The following is a 15,553-nucleotide window of genomic DNA, read 5'->3' on the forward strand; positions in this document are numbered from 1 at the left end:
TTTTACTGATAAAAAAGTCGACAATATGTCGACTTTTTCTTTTTAATTCAGTGCTCTGATGAGATTCGGCGAGCTTGTTCTGACTGAGGATTCAGTTCATCATACGCTTTTCAATCGCAATCCATTTCACCTTATGCACATCGATCATTCTATATGGGTTTGGCTACTATTCAGCGCTTCCATTCTTGCCGCGTTTCTTAAAGCGCCGAAAGCCTCATTGAGTTTGCTTGCAGCAACTCTCCTCGGTGGCTTGATAGCTGGTGTATTATCACCTCTAGGCTTGATACTCGTAGTTACCTTTCTAGCAGCTACTTACTACCTCAAAAACAAGTCCTCGCTACCACCAGAAATACTCTCAACTGTAGTCATCATTGGGAGCCTCGCACTCTTTCTACATTTGGTGCCTGGCTTTAGCAATCCGCAGGTACTTCAAAATGTGCAAGCTGGTCTTCTGAGTGCCGATTTCAGCATGTATTTGAACCTAGACAAACCACTGGCCTTCTTCGCCCTTCTTTTGGCCTTCCCTGCGTTGCTAGGTGAAAACCGCAAGATCAATTATCGAACCATGCTGTTGATATCAATCCCACTGTTCGCTTTACTGCCTATTGCGTCACTGCTAGGAGCAATCAAACCCGAGTTCTCTATCCCCAACTGGTGGTGGTTGTTTGCCTTTAACAATCTATTCTTCACCTGTGTCGCTGAAGAAGCCCTGTTCCGTGGTTTTATCCAACAAAAGTTAACGAATAAGTATGGTGCCTATATCGGCGTTGTAGTCGCGAGTCTGTTATTTGGAGTCGCACACTTTGCAGGCGGCCCATTATTAATTATTTTCGCGTCATTAGCTGGGCTTGGCTACGGCTTAACCTTCCATACGACTGGAAGACTATGGGCTGCAGTTTTGGTGCACTTTCTATTTAACTTCAGTCACTTGCTCTTTTATACCTACCCAATTCTTCGTGGATAATAAACAGATACAAAAAAAGCCAGCTCACTTGAGCTGGCTTTTTGGTGTTTATTTCAGGTTAACCGATGTGCGTTGCACCGCCCATGTACTTTTGCAGTACAGCAGGGATTGCAATACGGCCATCCGCTTCTTGGTTGTTTTCAAGAATCGCAACCATAGTACGACCAACTGCTAGACCTGAACCGTTTAGCGTGTGCACTAGCTCTGGTTTCTTCTCGCCCTTACGACGGAAACGAGCTTGCATACGACGAGCTTGGAAATCCCAAGTGTTTGAACATGAAGAGATCTCACGGTACGTCTCTTGAGCTGGAACCCAAACTTCAAGGTCATAAGTTTTACGAGCACCAAAGCCCATGTCACCTGTACATAGAACCACTTTACGGTAAGGAAGCTCTAGAAGTTGTAGCACTTTCTCAGCATGACCTGTCAGCTCTTCAAGTGCTGCCATTGACTCTTCTGGCTTAGTGATTTGTACTAGCTCAACTTTGTCAAACTGGTGCATACGAATAAGACCACGAGTATCACGACCGTAAGAACCTGCTTCAGAACGGAAGCAAGGAGTGTGTGCTGTCATCTTAATTGGCAGATCCGCTTCATCAACGATAGTGTCACGCACCATGTTGGTTACCGGTACTTCTGCCGTTGGGATAAGAGACAGTTTACGTGGTTCTTCATCATTCACTTTTTCAGTCAATGGCTCAGTATGGAACAGATCTTCACCAAACTTAGGTAACTGACCAGTACCAAACAAGCTGTCAGAATTCACTAGGTAAGGTACATACATTTCCGTATAGCCATGCTCTTCTGTATGAAGATCCAGCATGAACTGAGCAATTGCACGGTGTAGACGAGCAAATTGGCCTTTCATGATGATAAAGCGAGCGCCAGTGATCTTTGTTGCGCTAGCGAAATCTAGGCCATCGCCCATTTCACCTAGATCAACGTGATCTTTTACTTCAAAATCGTAAGACTTAGGCTCACCCCAACGAGAGATTTCAACGTTCTCGTTTTCATCTTTGCCATCTGGCACTTCATCGTCTGGCAGGTTTGGCACAGACAGCGTGATGTCTTCCAGTTTGTTCTGGATTTCCACCAGCTCAGCTTTTTTCGCTTCCAGATCGCTACCTAACGTACCAATCTGCTTTTTAATCTCTTCAGCACCTTCTTTGTCTCCAGCAGCCATTTTCTGACCAATTTGCTTGGAGATGGAGTTACGCGTGGATTGTAAATTTTCAACTTCTACTTGAATGGACTTACGTTGTTCTTCAAGTGTACGGATTGTCTCTACGTCTAGCTTAAAGCCACGACGCGCCAGTTTAGCAGCTGTTTCATCCAGCTCTGTACGAAGTAATTTAGAATCCAGCATTGTTAATCCTATGCTTTTTTGGTTGTGAAAGTGCGTCCAAACTTCATGCTCAAACGCTTTTATAATTAACCGAACAAATGTATCCAAAAAAGACGCTTATTCATAGCGCTTTTGTGGGCTTTTTGCATCTAAACTAGCCAAGTAATCTAACTTTTCGCCAATTTTCGCCTCTAAGCCTCGGTTTGTAGGAGAATAGTAACGAATCTCCCCCATTTCTGGTGGTAGATATTTCTCTCCAGCCGCGTAAGCACCGGGTTCGTCATGAGCGTAACGATATTCCGCTCCATAACCAAGATCTTTCATTAAACTTGTCGGAGCATTGCGAAGATGAGGTGGTACTTCGTACTCAGGTTGATTGTGAGCATCACGCAGGGCTTGTTTCCAAGCGGTATAAACCGCATTACTTTTAGGTGCACAAGCAAGATATACAATAGCCTGGGCAATGGCTCTCTCACCTTCTGCCGGGCCCACTCTGGTAAAGCAATCCCACGCTGACAGCGCGACCTGCATTGCTCGCGGATCGGCATTACCAATGTCCTCAGATGCAATCGCTAACAATCGGCGAGCGATATACAAAGGGTCACAACCTGCGGCAATCATACGTGCTGACCAGTAAAGTGCCGCATCTGGATTCGAACCACGAATCGATTTATGCACTGCTGAGATCAAGTCGTACCAAATGTCTCCTTTGTTATCAAAGCGCGACACTTTTTCGCCAGCCACTTCAGCAAGGAGCTCTAACGTGATTTGCTTAACGCCCTTATCATCCTCTTGCGCCATGTCATACAGCAGCTCAAGATAGTTAAGTGACATGCGTGCATCACCATTCACTAACTCAGATAAGCGATCCAATACGTTATCGACGAAGTGGGCTTCAAACTGACCTAATCCACGCTCAGCATCACTGATTGCTTGCTCTAACGCCAGACGAATATCTTGCTGAGCTAAAGAGGTGAGTTTGTAAACTCGAGCACGCGACAGCAAAGCATTGTTAAGCTCAAAGGAGGGATTCTCCGTTGTCGCGCCAATAAAAGTCACGGTGCCATCTTCAATATGAGGGAGAAACGCATCTTGTTGGGATTTGTTAAAGCGATGAACCTCATCAACAAACAAAATCGTTCTTCGACCAGTTAGTTTATTTTCACGAGCTTTATCAATCGCCGCACGAATGTCTTTGACGCCAGAGGTCACCGCTGAAACTCGCTCGACTTCCGCATTGGCATAATTTGCCGCAACTTCAGCTAGAGTTGTTTTTCCGGTTCCAGGCGGCCCCCAAAGAATCATCGAATGAATATGACCTGCCTCCAGCGCACGGCGCAGGGGCTTACCTAGACCAAGAATATGTTGCTGACCGATGTATTGGTCCAGCGTTTCTGGGCGCATTCTAGCAGCAAGGGGACGAAAATCTTCGTCCCCTGAAAAGTCCAATGAATAGTTGCTCACTATTAATTCCTTTGGTCGTCGACCTCTACCCCTTCAGGAATGGTAAAGGTAAAGCGATCGGCACTTGGTTTAGCCAGTTTGATGTTATTAAACTTGAAGGTACTTTTTTGGCCATCTTGCTCTATAACACTAAAGCCTTTCACCGCACCTTTACCATCAATCTCTAGCTTAAACTGCCCCTGATTGGTGTCCACTGCGGTCGGTACCAGTGTAAACACATCGCCTTGTTGTGACACTTTGTAGTTTTCCCAATCGCTGGCGCGGTTGCGAGTCAGCAGAACAAAAGGGGTTTGCTCAGTAGCTTGCTCCTGCCAGTAAATACTAACTTGTTCGATGAAAGGGCTGTAATACCACAAAGATTCACCATCTGACACCAAGACATTCTCATCTGGTGACGTGGTAGTCCAACGGAACAAGCTTGGACGCGCAATTTCGACTTTGCCTTCACCTTCCGTCAACATTTCCCCTTCCGGGCTGATCAACTGCTGTGAAAAATCCGCACTAAACCCGTCAGTCAGTTGCAGTCGCTGGCCCAATTCATCTTTGGGCGCTGCGATGACGGAGAAGCTAAGGAAAAACAACGCGGCTAATTTCTTCATTCTTTATCATCCTATTTCGTCGCGAATACGACGTTATACCTCGGTTTCGATACTGTTTTGACCGGGTAACGTTAACTTTGTTCTACTGACCGCAACACTGTTTGAATTTTTTACCACTACCACACGGGCAATTGTCGTTACGCCCGATATCTTTAAATGGGTTTACACTTTGTGCTTTGGCACCGACCATGGCTTCATCTGCCGCTTGTGCGACTTCATTAATCATCAAATCCAGCTGACCAAGAAAGTCATTTAGTGCCGGTGGCGTTTCGATACCTGCCTCTTTCATTTGTGCTTGAGTCTGCTCTTCATCGATTGCCAACATCATTGTGGTTAGCAAAGCTTGTAGCATGCGTAATGTCCCATCACCGATAGACGTTTCCGCCCATTGCTCTTCGATGGTGGGCCAGAGCATCATAAAACCTTCAGCGAAATCAGCGAGCTGCTCGTCGCTCTGCTCTTCATTAAGCAAGGACAACAAAGAATATTCATTGCTCTTTAAATAGCTGTATTGCTGATTTATATGACCTTCAACCTCCGCCTTAACAGACTGTGCTTGCTCGGAAAAAAGGCTAGGCAACCAACTTTCTGGTGCGAGAGGCTTTGTCGCCAAGTTTGCGGCCAAAGTGATCCCTTCAAGATACAGTGCAGATTCTTCAGTTTTGGATGGTTCAAGTGTCAGTAGTTGATAAGTCATTATCTGATTCAATGTTGCTAGATTCTCACGCCATTATAACCCTATGCGCCGCTGTGGGTCACCCAAGTCTTGGTAAGGAACATAGACGGCTCCATTGGTTCATTTTTGAGAAGTCGTTCATTTCATTTAACAAACTTAGACCTAAATGGAGTAAATATTCAATTCAATGACTTATTTCACTTTGAGAATTAGAATGATGAATGCAAAATCCCGTCGATTATAGTTTTAGCAACCTATTTGGATGCAGTCGGGTTAACCATGAAAAAGCACAAACCCAGCGGCTTTACGCTGATTGAACTGGTGGTCGTGATTGTTATTCTCGGCGTGCTTGCCGTCACCGCCGCCCCCAGATTTTTGAATTACCAACGTGATGCTCATGTTTCGAGGGCCGACGCTGCGTTTGCCAGTTTTGCCAATGCCATTCAGCTCTATCAAGCGAAATGGCTCATAGAAGGTGAGCCTACCAGTCACGTCGATTATGGGATTGAAGACATATACCCTTCTGCACTGGGCTTCCCTATGTCAGTCAATCATGAGCCTTCTGATCCCGCTTTAGGACCTATCCGAGGGGAAGATTGTGTCGCAATGTGGAATGCACTGATGCAGGTGGATTTAACAATCAGGCCACTGACTTCTACCATATTGCCTTCCGATACCGATATTGTCGCTTGGTATACCGCCAACAATGAGTGCACGTATTACTACACCAGCGGCTATGACGAAGATGAAGAGTTCCCGATGTTGCGCTACTCACCCTTAACTGGAGTCATTGAGAAGGCGATCGGAAGAAATAACGCCTAGTTGTTAGACATCTCGTAATGAAGTCACTAAAATCACGCCTCCTAATTCGGAGGCGTTTTTTATGCGAGTTGTTCTGGGCCCTATGGAGGGCGTTTTAGACCATTTGATGCGAGAGATATTAACTGACATCAACGACTATGATCTGTGTGTCACAGAATTCGTTCGCGTGGTCGATCAGTTATTGCCAGAACACGTATTCTATCGCCTCTGCCCAGAGCTAAAACAAGGCTCACACACCAAATCCGGTGTCCCAGTTCATATCCAGCTGTTAGGACAAGACCCTCATTGGATGGCTGAAAATGCGGTTCGCGCCGCTGAACTGGGAGCGAAAGGCGTTGATATCAACTTCGGTTGCCCAGCAAAGCTAGTAAACAAAAGTAAGGGCGGAGCTGCACTACTTCAGCATCCTGAGCTTATTCATCGCGTGGTCAAAGCCTGTCGTGAAGCCGTACCAGAAGGTACTCCGCTCACAGCCAAAATTCGCCTTGGTTGGGATAACCCAGAAGATTGCTTCGAGATCGTAGATGCGATTCAAAGCGCTGGTGCAGACGAACTTACTGTTCACGCACGCACAAAAACGGGTGGTTATAAGGCCAGCGAAATTAAGTGGAACTATATAAACCAGATTCGTCAGCGCTTTACTATTCCATTAATCGCCAATGGGGAGATTTGGAACTACGAAGATGGCCAAGCCTGTATCAAAGCCACGGGTGTCGACTCTTTAATGGTATGCCGTGGCGCATTCAATGTGCCTAACTTAGGCAATGTGGTTAAGCACAACCATACCGTGATGCCTTGGACAGAAGTGGTCAAACTGCTGCTGCTTTACTCGCAGTACGAAATGAAAGGCGATAAAGGCCTCTACTACCCGAACCGCGTCAAACAATGGTTCTCCTACTTACGACACGAGTACCCTGAAGCCAACGAACTCTTTCGTGAAATTCGTACCTTTAACAAGGCTGAACCAATCGTAGAACGTATTAAGGAATACCAAACTCAGTTATGTGTGGCCTAAAACACTAACCTGTTTTTACCACTGTTTTTGGCCTCATAAAGCTTTTCGTCAGCGGCTTTGAATAGACGTTCAAAGTCGCTGTTTTCTTCAGTTCTGACTATCTCGACTCCCCCCGAGACCGTGAATCCCCCCTCGACAACATTTGCAGAATATCGACTGATCGCTTCGCGGACACGCTCCATCGTCATGCGCATCTTTTCAACATCTCGACCACGAAGATAAACCACGAATTCTTCGCCACCAAACCGTGCTACAGCATCACTGTCGCGAATATTTTTTTCAATTTGCTCCGCCATAAAACAGATCGCATCGTCACCGACATCATGGCCATAAGCGTCATTGATCGATTTAAAGTTATCAATATCCAGCACAGAAAGCGCAAGATACTCACTATGAGTTGTGTTTCGAAGGAAGGCTTCCATTCCACGCCGGTTTAGCAGCCCTGTCATCGGGTCTCTGGCCGCAAGTTCTCGAAAATAACTGCGTTCAACTCGTGTATTGACATAAAAAAGTACCGTCACCAACAATATGTAGAGCGACCCCGTGACAATCAAGCTGTACTTTTCAAACACAAAGAAATTCTTAATCTCGGCTCGCAAATCCAGTTCGTAATACAACATATGGCTAGAGACAATGCCGTTGATCCCAAGTACGTATTCTCTAACGGCTCTTCCAGAAGGCTTTGAATTTGAAGTGTTTATAAGATGAATATCGCTTGCTAATTTGACTTCAGATTGCAGCAAGCGCGCAAGATCAATCTGCAAGGTAAGGAGACCTTCATAATCGATCTGACTAACAACCGGAGAACTAATGTTCAAGCGCTTCTTGGCGGGATTGGTTAACGTTTCAGGACCATAGATGACAATATTATCCTTACTAATATCGTGTTTCCTAAATAAACCACGCGCTCGAACTAATGTACTATTCAATAGGGGCTTGGTAATCTGTTTTGCAAGCGTATCTGGCGACGACATGATGAAACCATCGAAATCAATGTAGTGAACACCCGATAAAAAATCATCAATATCATGTAAGAATGAGAGAAGCGGCGCCATAGACACATGGTCGGTCACATTCTGATACAGCGCACTTTCCTGCTGACACAAAGACTTGTCACCCACCAGCATATAACTGATGTCGACTGAAGGAATGTCGAGTGTTTTGTTCTCTGCCAAAAGGAGGGCGTCAATCGGCCACATTTTACATAAGCCGTCTTCAATCTTCCTGTTGTGCTCCAGTAAAAGGCCAGTTCCTGACTTGTAGTAATTACTGAAACTGTAATCCAGCGCAGTAACCACTTTTGTTGCCCGTTCAAGAGAAGTTTCGATGCGCTGATATTCATCATCGATATCGCGATTGACCGCATCTAGATAGTTTTTTACCGTGAGAGCAAGCAATATGCTGGCGATCACTGCGGGAACAAAAATAACAAACTTAAGACTGAAATGCCCTTTCACCTTCATTAGGGGGAGTGCCTTGCAAATTAATAAAGCCCATTCATAGGATAATCTACAAAATGGGCTTTAGATAGAAACTTGTTAGAACTCAAAGCAATAAGGTTAAGGTATCGTTAACTTCCACTAATCAGTTAAGGAGAAGGCTATCGTCCGCCAGTTCCTCTCCTCTTACTTTAGAGAACATCTCTAATAAATCTGGCACTTGCATATTCGCTCTTTGCTCACCTGCTACATCAAGCACAATCTCTCCCTGATGGAGCATCACGGTGCGATCACCACACGCTAGCGCATCCTTCATTGAGTGCGTCACCATCATCACGGTCAGATTAAACTCAGTCACAATTTTCTTTGTCAAATCAATGATGAATGCCGCCATTCTTGGATCAAGCGCCGCAGTATGCTCATCAAGTAATAGCAGCTTGCTATCAGATAGCGTTGCCATCACTAGGCTTACAGCCTGACGCTGACCACCCGATAGCAGGCCGATGTTGTCCCCCAAACGGTCTTCCAGCCCTAGCCCAAGAATGCTGATACGCTCTTGAAACAGTTTGCGACGCTTACTTGACAAAGACAGACTCCAGCCACGCTTTTTTCCTCGCATATAAGCTAAAGCCATGTTTTCTTCTATCGTAAGATCACCGCAGGTTCCCGCCAGTGGGTCCTGGAATACTCGAGCACATTGACGCGCTCTTTGATCAACAGTTTGCCGTGTGACATCCAACTCATTAATGACGACTCGTCCCCCCACCATTGGCGTTTCACCCGTCACAGCTCCTAACAATGTTGACTTACCGGCGCCATTAGAGCCAATAACCGTCAAAAATTGATGTTCAGGGACTTCCAGTGAAACACCTTTCAGTGCTGGATTTTCAAGAATGGTTCCAGGATTAAAAGTGACTTGAATGTTCTCAAGCTGAATCATGCTGCATCTCCTGATTTTTCTACCTGCTTAGATATGACTTTGTTCTGAGCAGGTGAACTAGGCTTTTTTGATTTGAAGTTTCCTTTTAGCTTCGGCGCAATCAGCGCAATTGCTACCAAAATCGCTGTAACCAAGTTAAGATCAGAGGCTTGTAGACCAAACATGCCTGTACTTAATGCAAATGCTACAGCCAGTCGATATAGCACAGAGCCTACAATAACAGCCAACACAGCCACCCATATCTTTCTTCCAGGAATGAGCGTCTGTCCCAAGATAACTGCAGCAAGACCAACAACAATAGTCCCCACTCCAGAAGTCACATCTGCAAAGCTGTTAGTCTGGGCAAATAGAGCACCAGCAAAACCAACAAAGCCATTTGATAGAGCAAGACCAAAATAAGTGTAAAAGGACGTGCTGCCACCTTGTGCGGATACCATACGCGCATTAACACCCGTTGCACGTAAACCTAAGCCAAAATCACTGTTAAGGAGCCTAACAACAAACCATGCCGAAACGAGCACGAGTATCCCAACCAACAATGGCCGCATTAGCATCGGGTCACCAATTGCTTCAAATGGAGTCAGAATCGTTTCTTCCCCCAATAAGGCCATATTCGGGCGACCCATAATGCGAATGTTGATCGAGAATGCAGCGATCATGGTAAGAATGGAGGCGAGAAGATGAAGGATCCCACACCTAACCGCTAGAAAAGCCGTCACCCAGCCGGTTGCCGCTCCCGCTAAGATAGCCATTGCGGTTGCAACCCAAGGGTTGATACCCGCAACGATTGCCGTCGCAGCCACAGCGGCTCCCATAGGGAAACTGCCGTCAACACTGAGGTCGGGGAAATCCAATACCCGAAAAGTCAGGTAAACGCCCAATGCCACTAACCCGTAAAGCAGGCCAATCTCAAGCGCACCAAAAAAAGCAAAAGCAGACATAACAACTCCCTTTTCTGCCTTAAAAAAAAGAACGCATAGCGCGTTCTCTTTTTGGGTTACTTAACGCTAGTTGCGCGATCAAGTACTGATGCTGGAATCGTCACACCCAGCTTTTTCGCCGCCGTCTCATTAACGACTAAATCAGACCCTTTGGCAACTTTAACGTCTAATGAACCTGGCGCCGAACCTTCAAGAATCGCCGCAACATAGTCTGCTGTCTGAACGCCAACTTGATAGTAATCAAAACCTAAGCTAGCAATCGCGCCTTTTTCAACATATGAAGTCGCACCACCCAGAACAGGTGTCTTGGCCTGATTCGCCGCTACAATCATACCTTCAATCGCACTGGCAACAGTATTATCTGTCGGTGCATAAATCACATCAGACTTCTCCGCAATTGCCTGAGTCGCAGACTGGACATCAGCACTCTTTAGCGCCGTAGCTTCTACAATTTCAATACCCTGCGCTTTTGCACTCTCTTTGAGTAGTTCCACTAAAGTGACAGCATTCGCTTCTCCAGGGTTAAACACAACACCGATGGATTTCACATCTGGCATGATTTCCTTAATCAGTTCGACATGTTGACTCACTGGGGAAAGATCAGATAAGCCCGTGACGTTCTTTCCTGGTTTCTCCATGCTTTTGACTAATTTAGCGCCTACTGGGTCCGTAACGGCCGTGAATACAACAGGAATTGAGCGCGTTGCTGATACTAATGCTTGTGCGGTCGGAGTAGCGATACCAACTAAAACGTCAGGCTTTTCACCGACAAACTGACGAGCAATCTGTACGGCAATCGCAGGGTTGCCTTGGGCCGTTTTGTAGTCAAACTCGAGATTTTTTCCTTGCTCATAGCCCTTTGATTTCAAGCCATCAATAAGCCCCTGGCGAGTGGCATCCAGTGCCGGGTGTTCAACGATCTGTGATACAGCTACTTTGGCTGTCTTCGCCATGATGCTTGTTGATGACAGTAGTGCTGCTCCTGCCAATACAGCGGTAGCAATAACTTTTCCTGCTTTCATCTCGACTCCTTGATTACAGCATTATTGATGTGATGTTGTGTGCGGTTAGTGTTTATATAATTATTGATTGAGTTGCACATTTTCTGTGCACATCATTCATTATTACCAATAACTTAGAAAAATTGGAAGGGAGTTTTAACAATTAATCAACAAACTTAGAGGTGTGTATACGGCTAATTTTTAATCGCCTGAATCAGGATATTTCTCGGCGTAATTTTTTTAGCACAAAAAGCTTCAACAGATACTTGGTAACCATGCTCTGCAAGATACAAAGCCTTATCTAGTACCAACCACATTTCCAGACTGCGACGAAACTGTTGTTGAACAAGGCTGAGCCTCTCCATTTTCCAATAACGTTGTTCACCTTTCGCTTCAAATTCCGCGAACGACACATTCGTTGGCAAATCCAGCTGTTTCTGATCGGCCGCCCATTGGCAAAAAGCGCCGAATCCATCGGCCAACAAGGACTTTTTAACACTTGGTACTGGTATGTAATCTTGATGACCACCGACTTCTTTCAATAGCAGGTCCAAACCGAGCCGGTAGCTCATTTCGAGAAAGCGATGCCGTTTAACTCGCTCACCACCTGTAACGGTTTCCTGAAGTGGTATACGCAGCTCTGGCTTTGTTAGCTTAAGTGCTGACGAACAAGCAAGCTTAGACAAAGGGCAATACTTATCCTGTTGGATAAGGTGGTAACAACAAGGCGAGATGCTTAATGCTGGCAATCCAACCGAAACTGCCTTTTCAATCAAAGAAACATGCAAATCGCCGCATGCATGTAATGCAACCGCATGCTGTTTAGGGTTAAGTGCTTGCTTTGCGTCAGCGGAAAGCGCATCTCCTTGGACAAACCTCATGGGTAAGTTCTGTTTATCCGCTTCTTGCTGACCCGAATCACACAGCATTTGTTGAAATTCGAAGCTGGTCACTGGCTGCTGACTTTGACTGGCAAGTATACGGCCCAAGAAGCCTTTACCTGAGCACCATTCAAGCCATTCACTGCCTTGGTGAGAGCGTAACGCCGCCTCCCCCATCGACACAATCTGTTCAAGCTTTCTGCCCGGAACTCCTGTTTCAATACCTCGTTCCAATTGCAAACCGTATAAAGCAGAGCTGGTGAGCTGAGTGAGGTCATGAACGATAGATAGAGCAGGGATAAATTGCTCAAGGGCTTTATGGAGTTGCTCGGGGGCAGATTTCAACTCTTCAATTTGTTGAGGGCAAAGTTCAGTAAGCCATTGGCACAACTGAGGGTGTTCAGCTTGCCAAGGTAATTGATCATCATAGCTAGAAAAGAAGGGCTCAAAGCGCCAAAATTTCTGATGAGATAAGAGAAATGAATCGAGTTGTTGAAATGTGTCTTGCATGCTTCCCCCTGACAAGGGTTTATTCTAGAGGGAAGCAAGGTGAGAAGAAAGTTTCTAGCGTACCGGTAGTTCAATATCTTTAAACATTTCTTCAATTTCCGAGCTCGACTTCAGAGAGAGAGCTTGCTCAACGACTGGACGAGTCAAATGCGGAGCAAATCGCTCCATAAAATCGAACATGTACGAGCGAAGGAAAGTGCCTCGGCGGAAACCAATGCTGGTCGTACTCGCACCGAAAATATGGCTAGCGTCGATCGCAACTAAATCTTCATCCTGCTCTTTATCGATAGCCATGCTAGCAATCACGCCAACCCCAATCCCCATACGAACATAGGTCTTAATCACATCGGCGTCTGTCGCAGTGAAAACTACTCGTGGCGTCAAGCCGACCTTATTGAAGGCTGTATCCAATTCTGAACGTCCGGTAAAGCCGAACACGTATGTAACCAACGGATAAGAGGCGAGATCTTCAATTGAGATTTTACCTTTCTGAGCCAAAGGGTGCTCTTTGGGTACAACAATTGAACGATTCCAGTGATAACAAGGCAGCATGATGGCATCTTGATACAAATGCAGAGCTTCCGTCGCAATCGCAAAATTTGCCGTTCCCTTAGCTATCGCTTCAGACATCTGTGTCGGCGTACCTTGATGCATGTGAAGCGACACTTTAGGATATCGAGCGGTAAAACCTTTAATTACGTCCGGCAACGCATAACGTGCTTGAGTATGGGTGGTCGATATATTCAAGGTTCCCATTTCAGGATGCGTGTGCTCTCCAGCAACCGCTTTAATACTTTCAACACGTGCAAGAATTTCCTGAGAAATGCGGATAATATCTTCGCCCGCTGAAGTCACTTGAGTCAGGTGTTTACCACTTCGCTCAAAAATCTGAATGCCAAGCTCATCTTCAAGCAAACGGACCTGCTTACTGATGCCAGGTTGTGAGGTATATAAACTCTCGGCAGTAGCAGATACATTCAGATTGTGGTTAACTACCTCAACAATATACTTCAGTTGTTGTAACTTCATTCTCGACCCCGTAATCCCTTACTCGACGCCCCATTCTGAGCAAATATAGTTTATAATATTTAGTTATAACGCCTCTTGGTTAAAATTGATAGCACAATTGACTATTTGGGTACTTTATAAAGAGTAATTTCTGATTTGGATGGCTTTTTTGTAAGCAATAACTCAAAAATTACCCATAGATCAGAGTTTTCGTTAATAATTAGCCATGGAAACGTAATAATACAAAATAGGTGCAGTGGTTCTTAAGAATCGTGTATCCTTACTCGCTAGCCAACAAAACATAAGATACGGAATTTATGAATATTGGGTTAATCATAGCTTTAGTTGCCATCTTACTGGTGTTAGTGCTTGGCTATAACATCATGCTCCAGTACAAAGTCAAAGTTGAAACTGCAAGAAAGCAAGAAGGTGCCAGATACCTCGCCATCATCGATGCGACAGAAGAGCTGATTGGCCACGCACACCACATGCCGTACAGCAAAGAACTACTGGTTTGTCTGAATACTCGAATTCTTGACGCTGTCGAAAGCATGTTTGAGCTGGATCCAAAGAATAAGCAGCTGGAACAACGTGTTGAACATGTTAAGCAGCAAATACAGCAATTAAAGAACGACAAAAAAGGGGGCGAAAGCACCTCGTTCAAGACGCCAAGTAGCGACAAGCAAGCAATAGTGATGTTGAAGCTGGTGAAGCGTTTACGTGACACTATCCGTAGTGAACATAATAAAGGCCGATTTGAGACTCAAGCTTATGTCGCTGAAAACGCTCGTCTAGAGACAATTCAGATTCGTATTAACATCGAGAACGTAATTAAACGCGCTAATGATGCTATTGTTCGTGGTCAACCTGGCACTGCGATTCAGTTACTGCGTAAAGGCCTCGATGCTCTGAGTAATAAAAACGATAATTACTCGAATCAAGCCAGAGAAAAGCTTCAAGAAATGTACGATGACCTAGAGCAGAAACGTCAATCTAAAAATGCAGAAGAGCTTCATCAGATTGAAGAAGACCAACGCAAAAATGATATGGACGAGCTCTTTGGCGAAAAGAAAAAATGGTAATATAATCCACTCAGTCCGTTTCCAAAAGGTCGCTTATGCGGCCTTTTCTATTTATTGAATAACATCATGATCGATTTGAAAAGCTACGATACCTTACTGGAACCAATCAACAGTTTTCTTCAGTGTGCCACACCGGAAGAGTGGATCACCGAAGCCAGTAAACCAGATAACCTAAAAACCGTTCTCATCGATCATTTATTGTGTGAGCTTAAGGCTGGCCAATCGGCGATGTATTTAATTCGTAAGTATGCGGTAGACAAAAGCAGCGCTCACAACTTGCTGAACTGGTTTAAGCCCTACGAAGATTTCGCTTATAGAAAAACAGGTAGCTTGGAAACTCTCAAGGGTAAGAGCAATATTTCGAAAGCGATCATGGCCAAATCTGATTCGCCTTATAGTCAGGACTTGATAGACAAAATGGTGTTGCTAATCAAAGAAGAGTTACATCACTTCTATCAGGTTTTGGAAATTATGGATAGCCGAGGCATTGCCTACGAACCTGTACAAGCGAGCCGCTACGCAAAAGGGCTACTTGCAAGTATGGCAACTCACGAACCGCAAACACTCATAGACAAATTGATCATTGGAGCATACATTGAAGCACGTTCCTGTGAACGCTTTGCAAAGCTCGCTCCTCATATGGATGAAGATATTGCTAAATTCTATATCTCGCTGCTTCGTTCGGAAGCACGCCATTATCAGGACTACTTAAGCCTTGCTGAAGAGATCGCTGGCGAAGATATCTCACATAGAGTCGCTTACTTTGGTCAACTCGAAGCCGACTTAATCACCAGTCCTGATAGCGACTTTAAATTCCACAGCGGTACTCCCCTTAAAAACTAACCACTCTGCACTAAATATTAAAA

The 15,553-nt window shown here is 45.2% G+C and carries 15 protein-coding genes; 5 read left to right on the forward strand and 10 right to left on the reverse strand.

Annotated features, from left to right (window positions below):
• The first annotated feature begins 133 nt into the window (after positions 1 to 133).
• On the forward strand, positions 134 to 964 hold the full coding sequence (locus VIC_RS09235) for a CPBP family intramembrane glutamic endopeptidase (protein WP_031342944.1): 831 nt from the start codon (positions 134 to 136) through the stop codon (positions 962 to 964).
• A gap of 58 nt (positions 965 to 1,022) precedes the next feature.
• Here the strand turns inward: VIC_RS09235 and serS are convergent, their stop codons facing one another.
• The 4 genes from serS to VIC_RS09255 all read right to left on the reverse strand — a co-directional run bounded on the left by serS (position 1,023) and on the right by VIC_RS09255 (position 5,069).
• Positions 1,023 to 2,330: a serine--tRNA ligase gene (serS, locus tag VIC_RS09240; protein WP_006959308.1), complete on the reverse strand. Its 1,308-nt coding sequence runs from the start codon at positions 2,328 to 2,330 to the stop codon at positions 1,023 to 1,025.
• Between the two features lie 96 nt (positions 2,331 to 2,426).
• Complete coding sequence (locus VIC_RS09245) at positions 2,427 to 3,773, reverse strand: replication-associated recombination protein A (RefSeq protein ID WP_021457163.1); 1,347 nt, start codon at positions 3,771 to 3,773, stop codon at positions 2,427 to 2,429.
• Between the two features lie 2 nt (positions 3,774 to 3,775).
• Positions 3,776 to 4,372 (reverse strand): outer membrane lipoprotein periplasmic chaperone LolA, encoded by a 597-nt coding sequence (lolA, locus tag VIC_RS09250; RefSeq protein WP_006959310.1) that lies wholly within the window; start codon positions 4,370 to 4,372, stop codon positions 3,776 to 3,778.
• Positions 4,373 to 4,454: 82 nt separating this feature from the next.
• Positions 4,455 to 5,069, reverse strand: coding sequence for an SEC-C metal-binding domain-containing protein (locus VIC_RS09255; protein WP_006959311.1), 615 nt, complete (start codon positions 5,067 to 5,069; stop codon positions 4,455 to 4,457).
• A gap of 258 nt (positions 5,070 to 5,327) precedes the next feature.
• Between VIC_RS09255 and VIC_RS09260 the strand changes: the two genes are divergently transcribed.
• Together VIC_RS09260 and dusC are read left to right on the forward strand one after the other, a co-directional pair.
• Entirely contained in the window at positions 5,328 to 5,870 is a 543-nt protein-coding gene (locus VIC_RS09260; protein ID WP_006959312.1) for a prepilin-type N-terminal cleavage/methylation domain-containing protein, read from the forward strand.
• A gap of 61 nt (positions 5,871 to 5,931) precedes the next feature.
• Positions 5,932 to 6,885: a tRNA dihydrouridine(16) synthase DusC gene (gene dusC, locus VIC_RS09265; RefSeq protein ID WP_006959313.1), complete on the forward strand. Its 954-nt coding sequence runs from the start codon at positions 5,932 to 5,934 to the stop codon at positions 6,883 to 6,885.
• On the opposite strand, the gene VIC_RS09270 is transcribed toward dusC, so the two are convergent.
• From VIC_RS09270 to cysB, 6 genes are all read right to left on the reverse strand, one after another.
• Complete coding sequence (locus tag VIC_RS09270) at positions 6,882 to 8,348, reverse strand: GGDEF domain-containing protein (RefSeq protein WP_006959314.1); 1,467 nt, start codon at positions 8,346 to 8,348, stop codon at positions 6,882 to 6,884. The genes dusC and VIC_RS09270 overlap by 4 nt on opposite strands.
• A gap of 121 nt (positions 8,349 to 8,469) precedes the next feature.
• Positions 8,470 to 9,264, reverse strand: coding sequence for an ABC transporter ATP-binding protein (locus tag VIC_RS09275; protein ID WP_006959315.1), 795 nt, complete (start codon positions 9,262 to 9,264; stop codon positions 8,470 to 8,472).
• Positions 9,261 to 10,205, reverse strand: a complete 945-nt coding sequence (locus VIC_RS09280; protein ID WP_006959316.1) for an ABC transporter permease — start codon at positions 10,203 to 10,205, stop codon at positions 9,261 to 9,263. The genes VIC_RS09275 and VIC_RS09280 overlap by 4 nt, the downstream gene beginning before the upstream one ends.
• A 56-nt stretch (positions 10,206 to 10,261) precedes the next feature.
• Positions 10,262 to 11,227, reverse strand: a complete 966-nt coding sequence (locus tag VIC_RS09285) for an ABC transporter substrate-binding protein (protein ID WP_006959317.1) — start codon at positions 11,225 to 11,227, stop codon at positions 10,262 to 10,264.
• Positions 11,228 to 11,400: 173 nt separating this feature from the next.
• Positions 11,401 to 12,597, reverse strand: a complete 1,197-nt coding sequence (locus VIC_RS09290; protein WP_006959320.1) for a methyltransferase — start codon at positions 12,595 to 12,597, stop codon at positions 11,401 to 11,403.
• A gap of 54 nt (positions 12,598 to 12,651) precedes the next feature.
• Positions 12,652 to 13,626, reverse strand: coding sequence for an HTH-type transcriptional regulator CysB (cysB, locus tag VIC_RS09295; RefSeq protein ID WP_006959323.1), 975 nt, complete (start codon positions 13,624 to 13,626; stop codon positions 12,652 to 12,654).
• A 296-nt stretch (positions 13,627 to 13,922) separates the two neighbouring features.
• Here cysB and VIC_RS09300 point away from each other — a divergent pair, with 296 nt between their 5' ends.
• Together VIC_RS09300 and miaE are read left to right on the forward strand one after the other, a co-directional pair.
• A complete protein-coding gene (locus VIC_RS09300; RefSeq protein WP_006959324.1) occupies positions 13,923 to 14,687 on the forward strand; it encodes a hypothetical protein in 765 nt (254 codons plus the stop codon).
• Between the two features lie 66 nt (positions 14,688 to 14,753).
• Entirely contained in the window at positions 14,754 to 15,530 is a 777-nt protein-coding gene (gene miaE, locus VIC_RS09305) for a tRNA isopentenyl-2-thiomethyl-A-37 hydroxylase MiaE (RefSeq protein ID WP_006959326.1), read from the forward strand.
• Positions 15,531 to 15,553 lie beyond the last annotated feature (23 nt).

It is taken from the genome of Vibrio coralliilyticus ATCC BAA-450 (assembly GCF_000176135.1).
In the GTDB taxonomy this organism is placed as follows: Bacteria; Pseudomonadota; Gammaproteobacteria; order Enterobacterales; family Vibrionaceae; genus Vibrio; species Vibrio coralliilyticus.

What these genes read in the sequence shown, in the direction of transcription:
- VIC_RS09280 (WP_006959316.1), bottom strand. Translation starts at nt 10,205, where the DNA reads ATGTCTGCTTTTGCTTTTTTTGGTGCGCTTGAGATTGGCCTGCTTTAC.
- dusC (WP_006959313.1), top strand. Translation starts at nt 5,932, where the DNA reads ATGCGAGTTGTTCTGGGCCCTATGGAGGGCGTTTTAGACCATTTGATG.
- VIC_RS09255 (WP_006959311.1), bottom strand. Translation starts at nt 5,069, where the DNA reads ATGACTTATCAACTACTGACACTTGAACCATCCAAAACTGAAGAATCT.
- lolA (WP_006959310.1), bottom strand. Translation starts at nt 4,372, where the DNA reads ATGAAGAAATTAGCCGCGTTGTTTTTCCTTAGCTTCTCCGTCATCGCA.
- VIC_RS09300 (WP_006959324.1), top strand. Translation starts at nt 13,923, where the DNA reads ATGAATATTGGGTTAATCATAGCTTTAGTTGCCATCTTACTGGTGTTA.
- VIC_RS09285 (WP_006959317.1), bottom strand. Translation starts at nt 11,227, where the DNA reads ATGAAAGCAGGAAAAGTTATTGCTACCGCTGTATTGGCAGGAGCAGCA.
- VIC_RS09290 (WP_006959320.1), bottom strand. Translation starts at nt 12,597, where the DNA reads ATGCAAGACACATTTCAACAACTCGATTCATTTCTCTTATCTCATCAG.
- serS (WP_006959308.1), bottom strand. Translation starts at nt 2,330, where the DNA reads ATGCTGGATTCTAAATTACTTCGTACAGAGCTGGATGAAACAGCTGCT.
- cysB (WP_006959323.1), bottom strand. Translation starts at nt 13,626, where the DNA reads ATGAAGTTACAACAACTGAAGTATATTGTTGAGGTAGTTAACCACAAT.
- miaE (WP_006959326.1), top strand. Translation starts at nt 14,754, where the DNA reads ATGATCGATTTGAAAAGCTACGATACCTTACTGGAACCAATCAACAGT.
- VIC_RS09275 (WP_006959315.1), bottom strand. Translation starts at nt 9,264, where the DNA reads ATGATTCAGCTTGAGAACATTCAAGTCACTTTTAATCCTGGAACCATT.
- VIC_RS09235 (WP_031342944.1), top strand. Translation starts at nt 134, where the DNA reads ATGCACATCGATCATTCTATATGGGTTTGGCTACTATTCAGCGCTTCC.
- VIC_RS09260 (WP_006959312.1), top strand. Translation starts at nt 5,328, where the DNA reads ATGAAAAAGCACAAACCCAGCGGCTTTACGCTGATTGAACTGGTGGTC.
- VIC_RS09270 (WP_006959314.1), bottom strand. Translation starts at nt 8,348, where the DNA reads ATGAAGGTGAAAGGGCATTTCAGTCTTAAGTTTGTTATTTTTGTTCCC.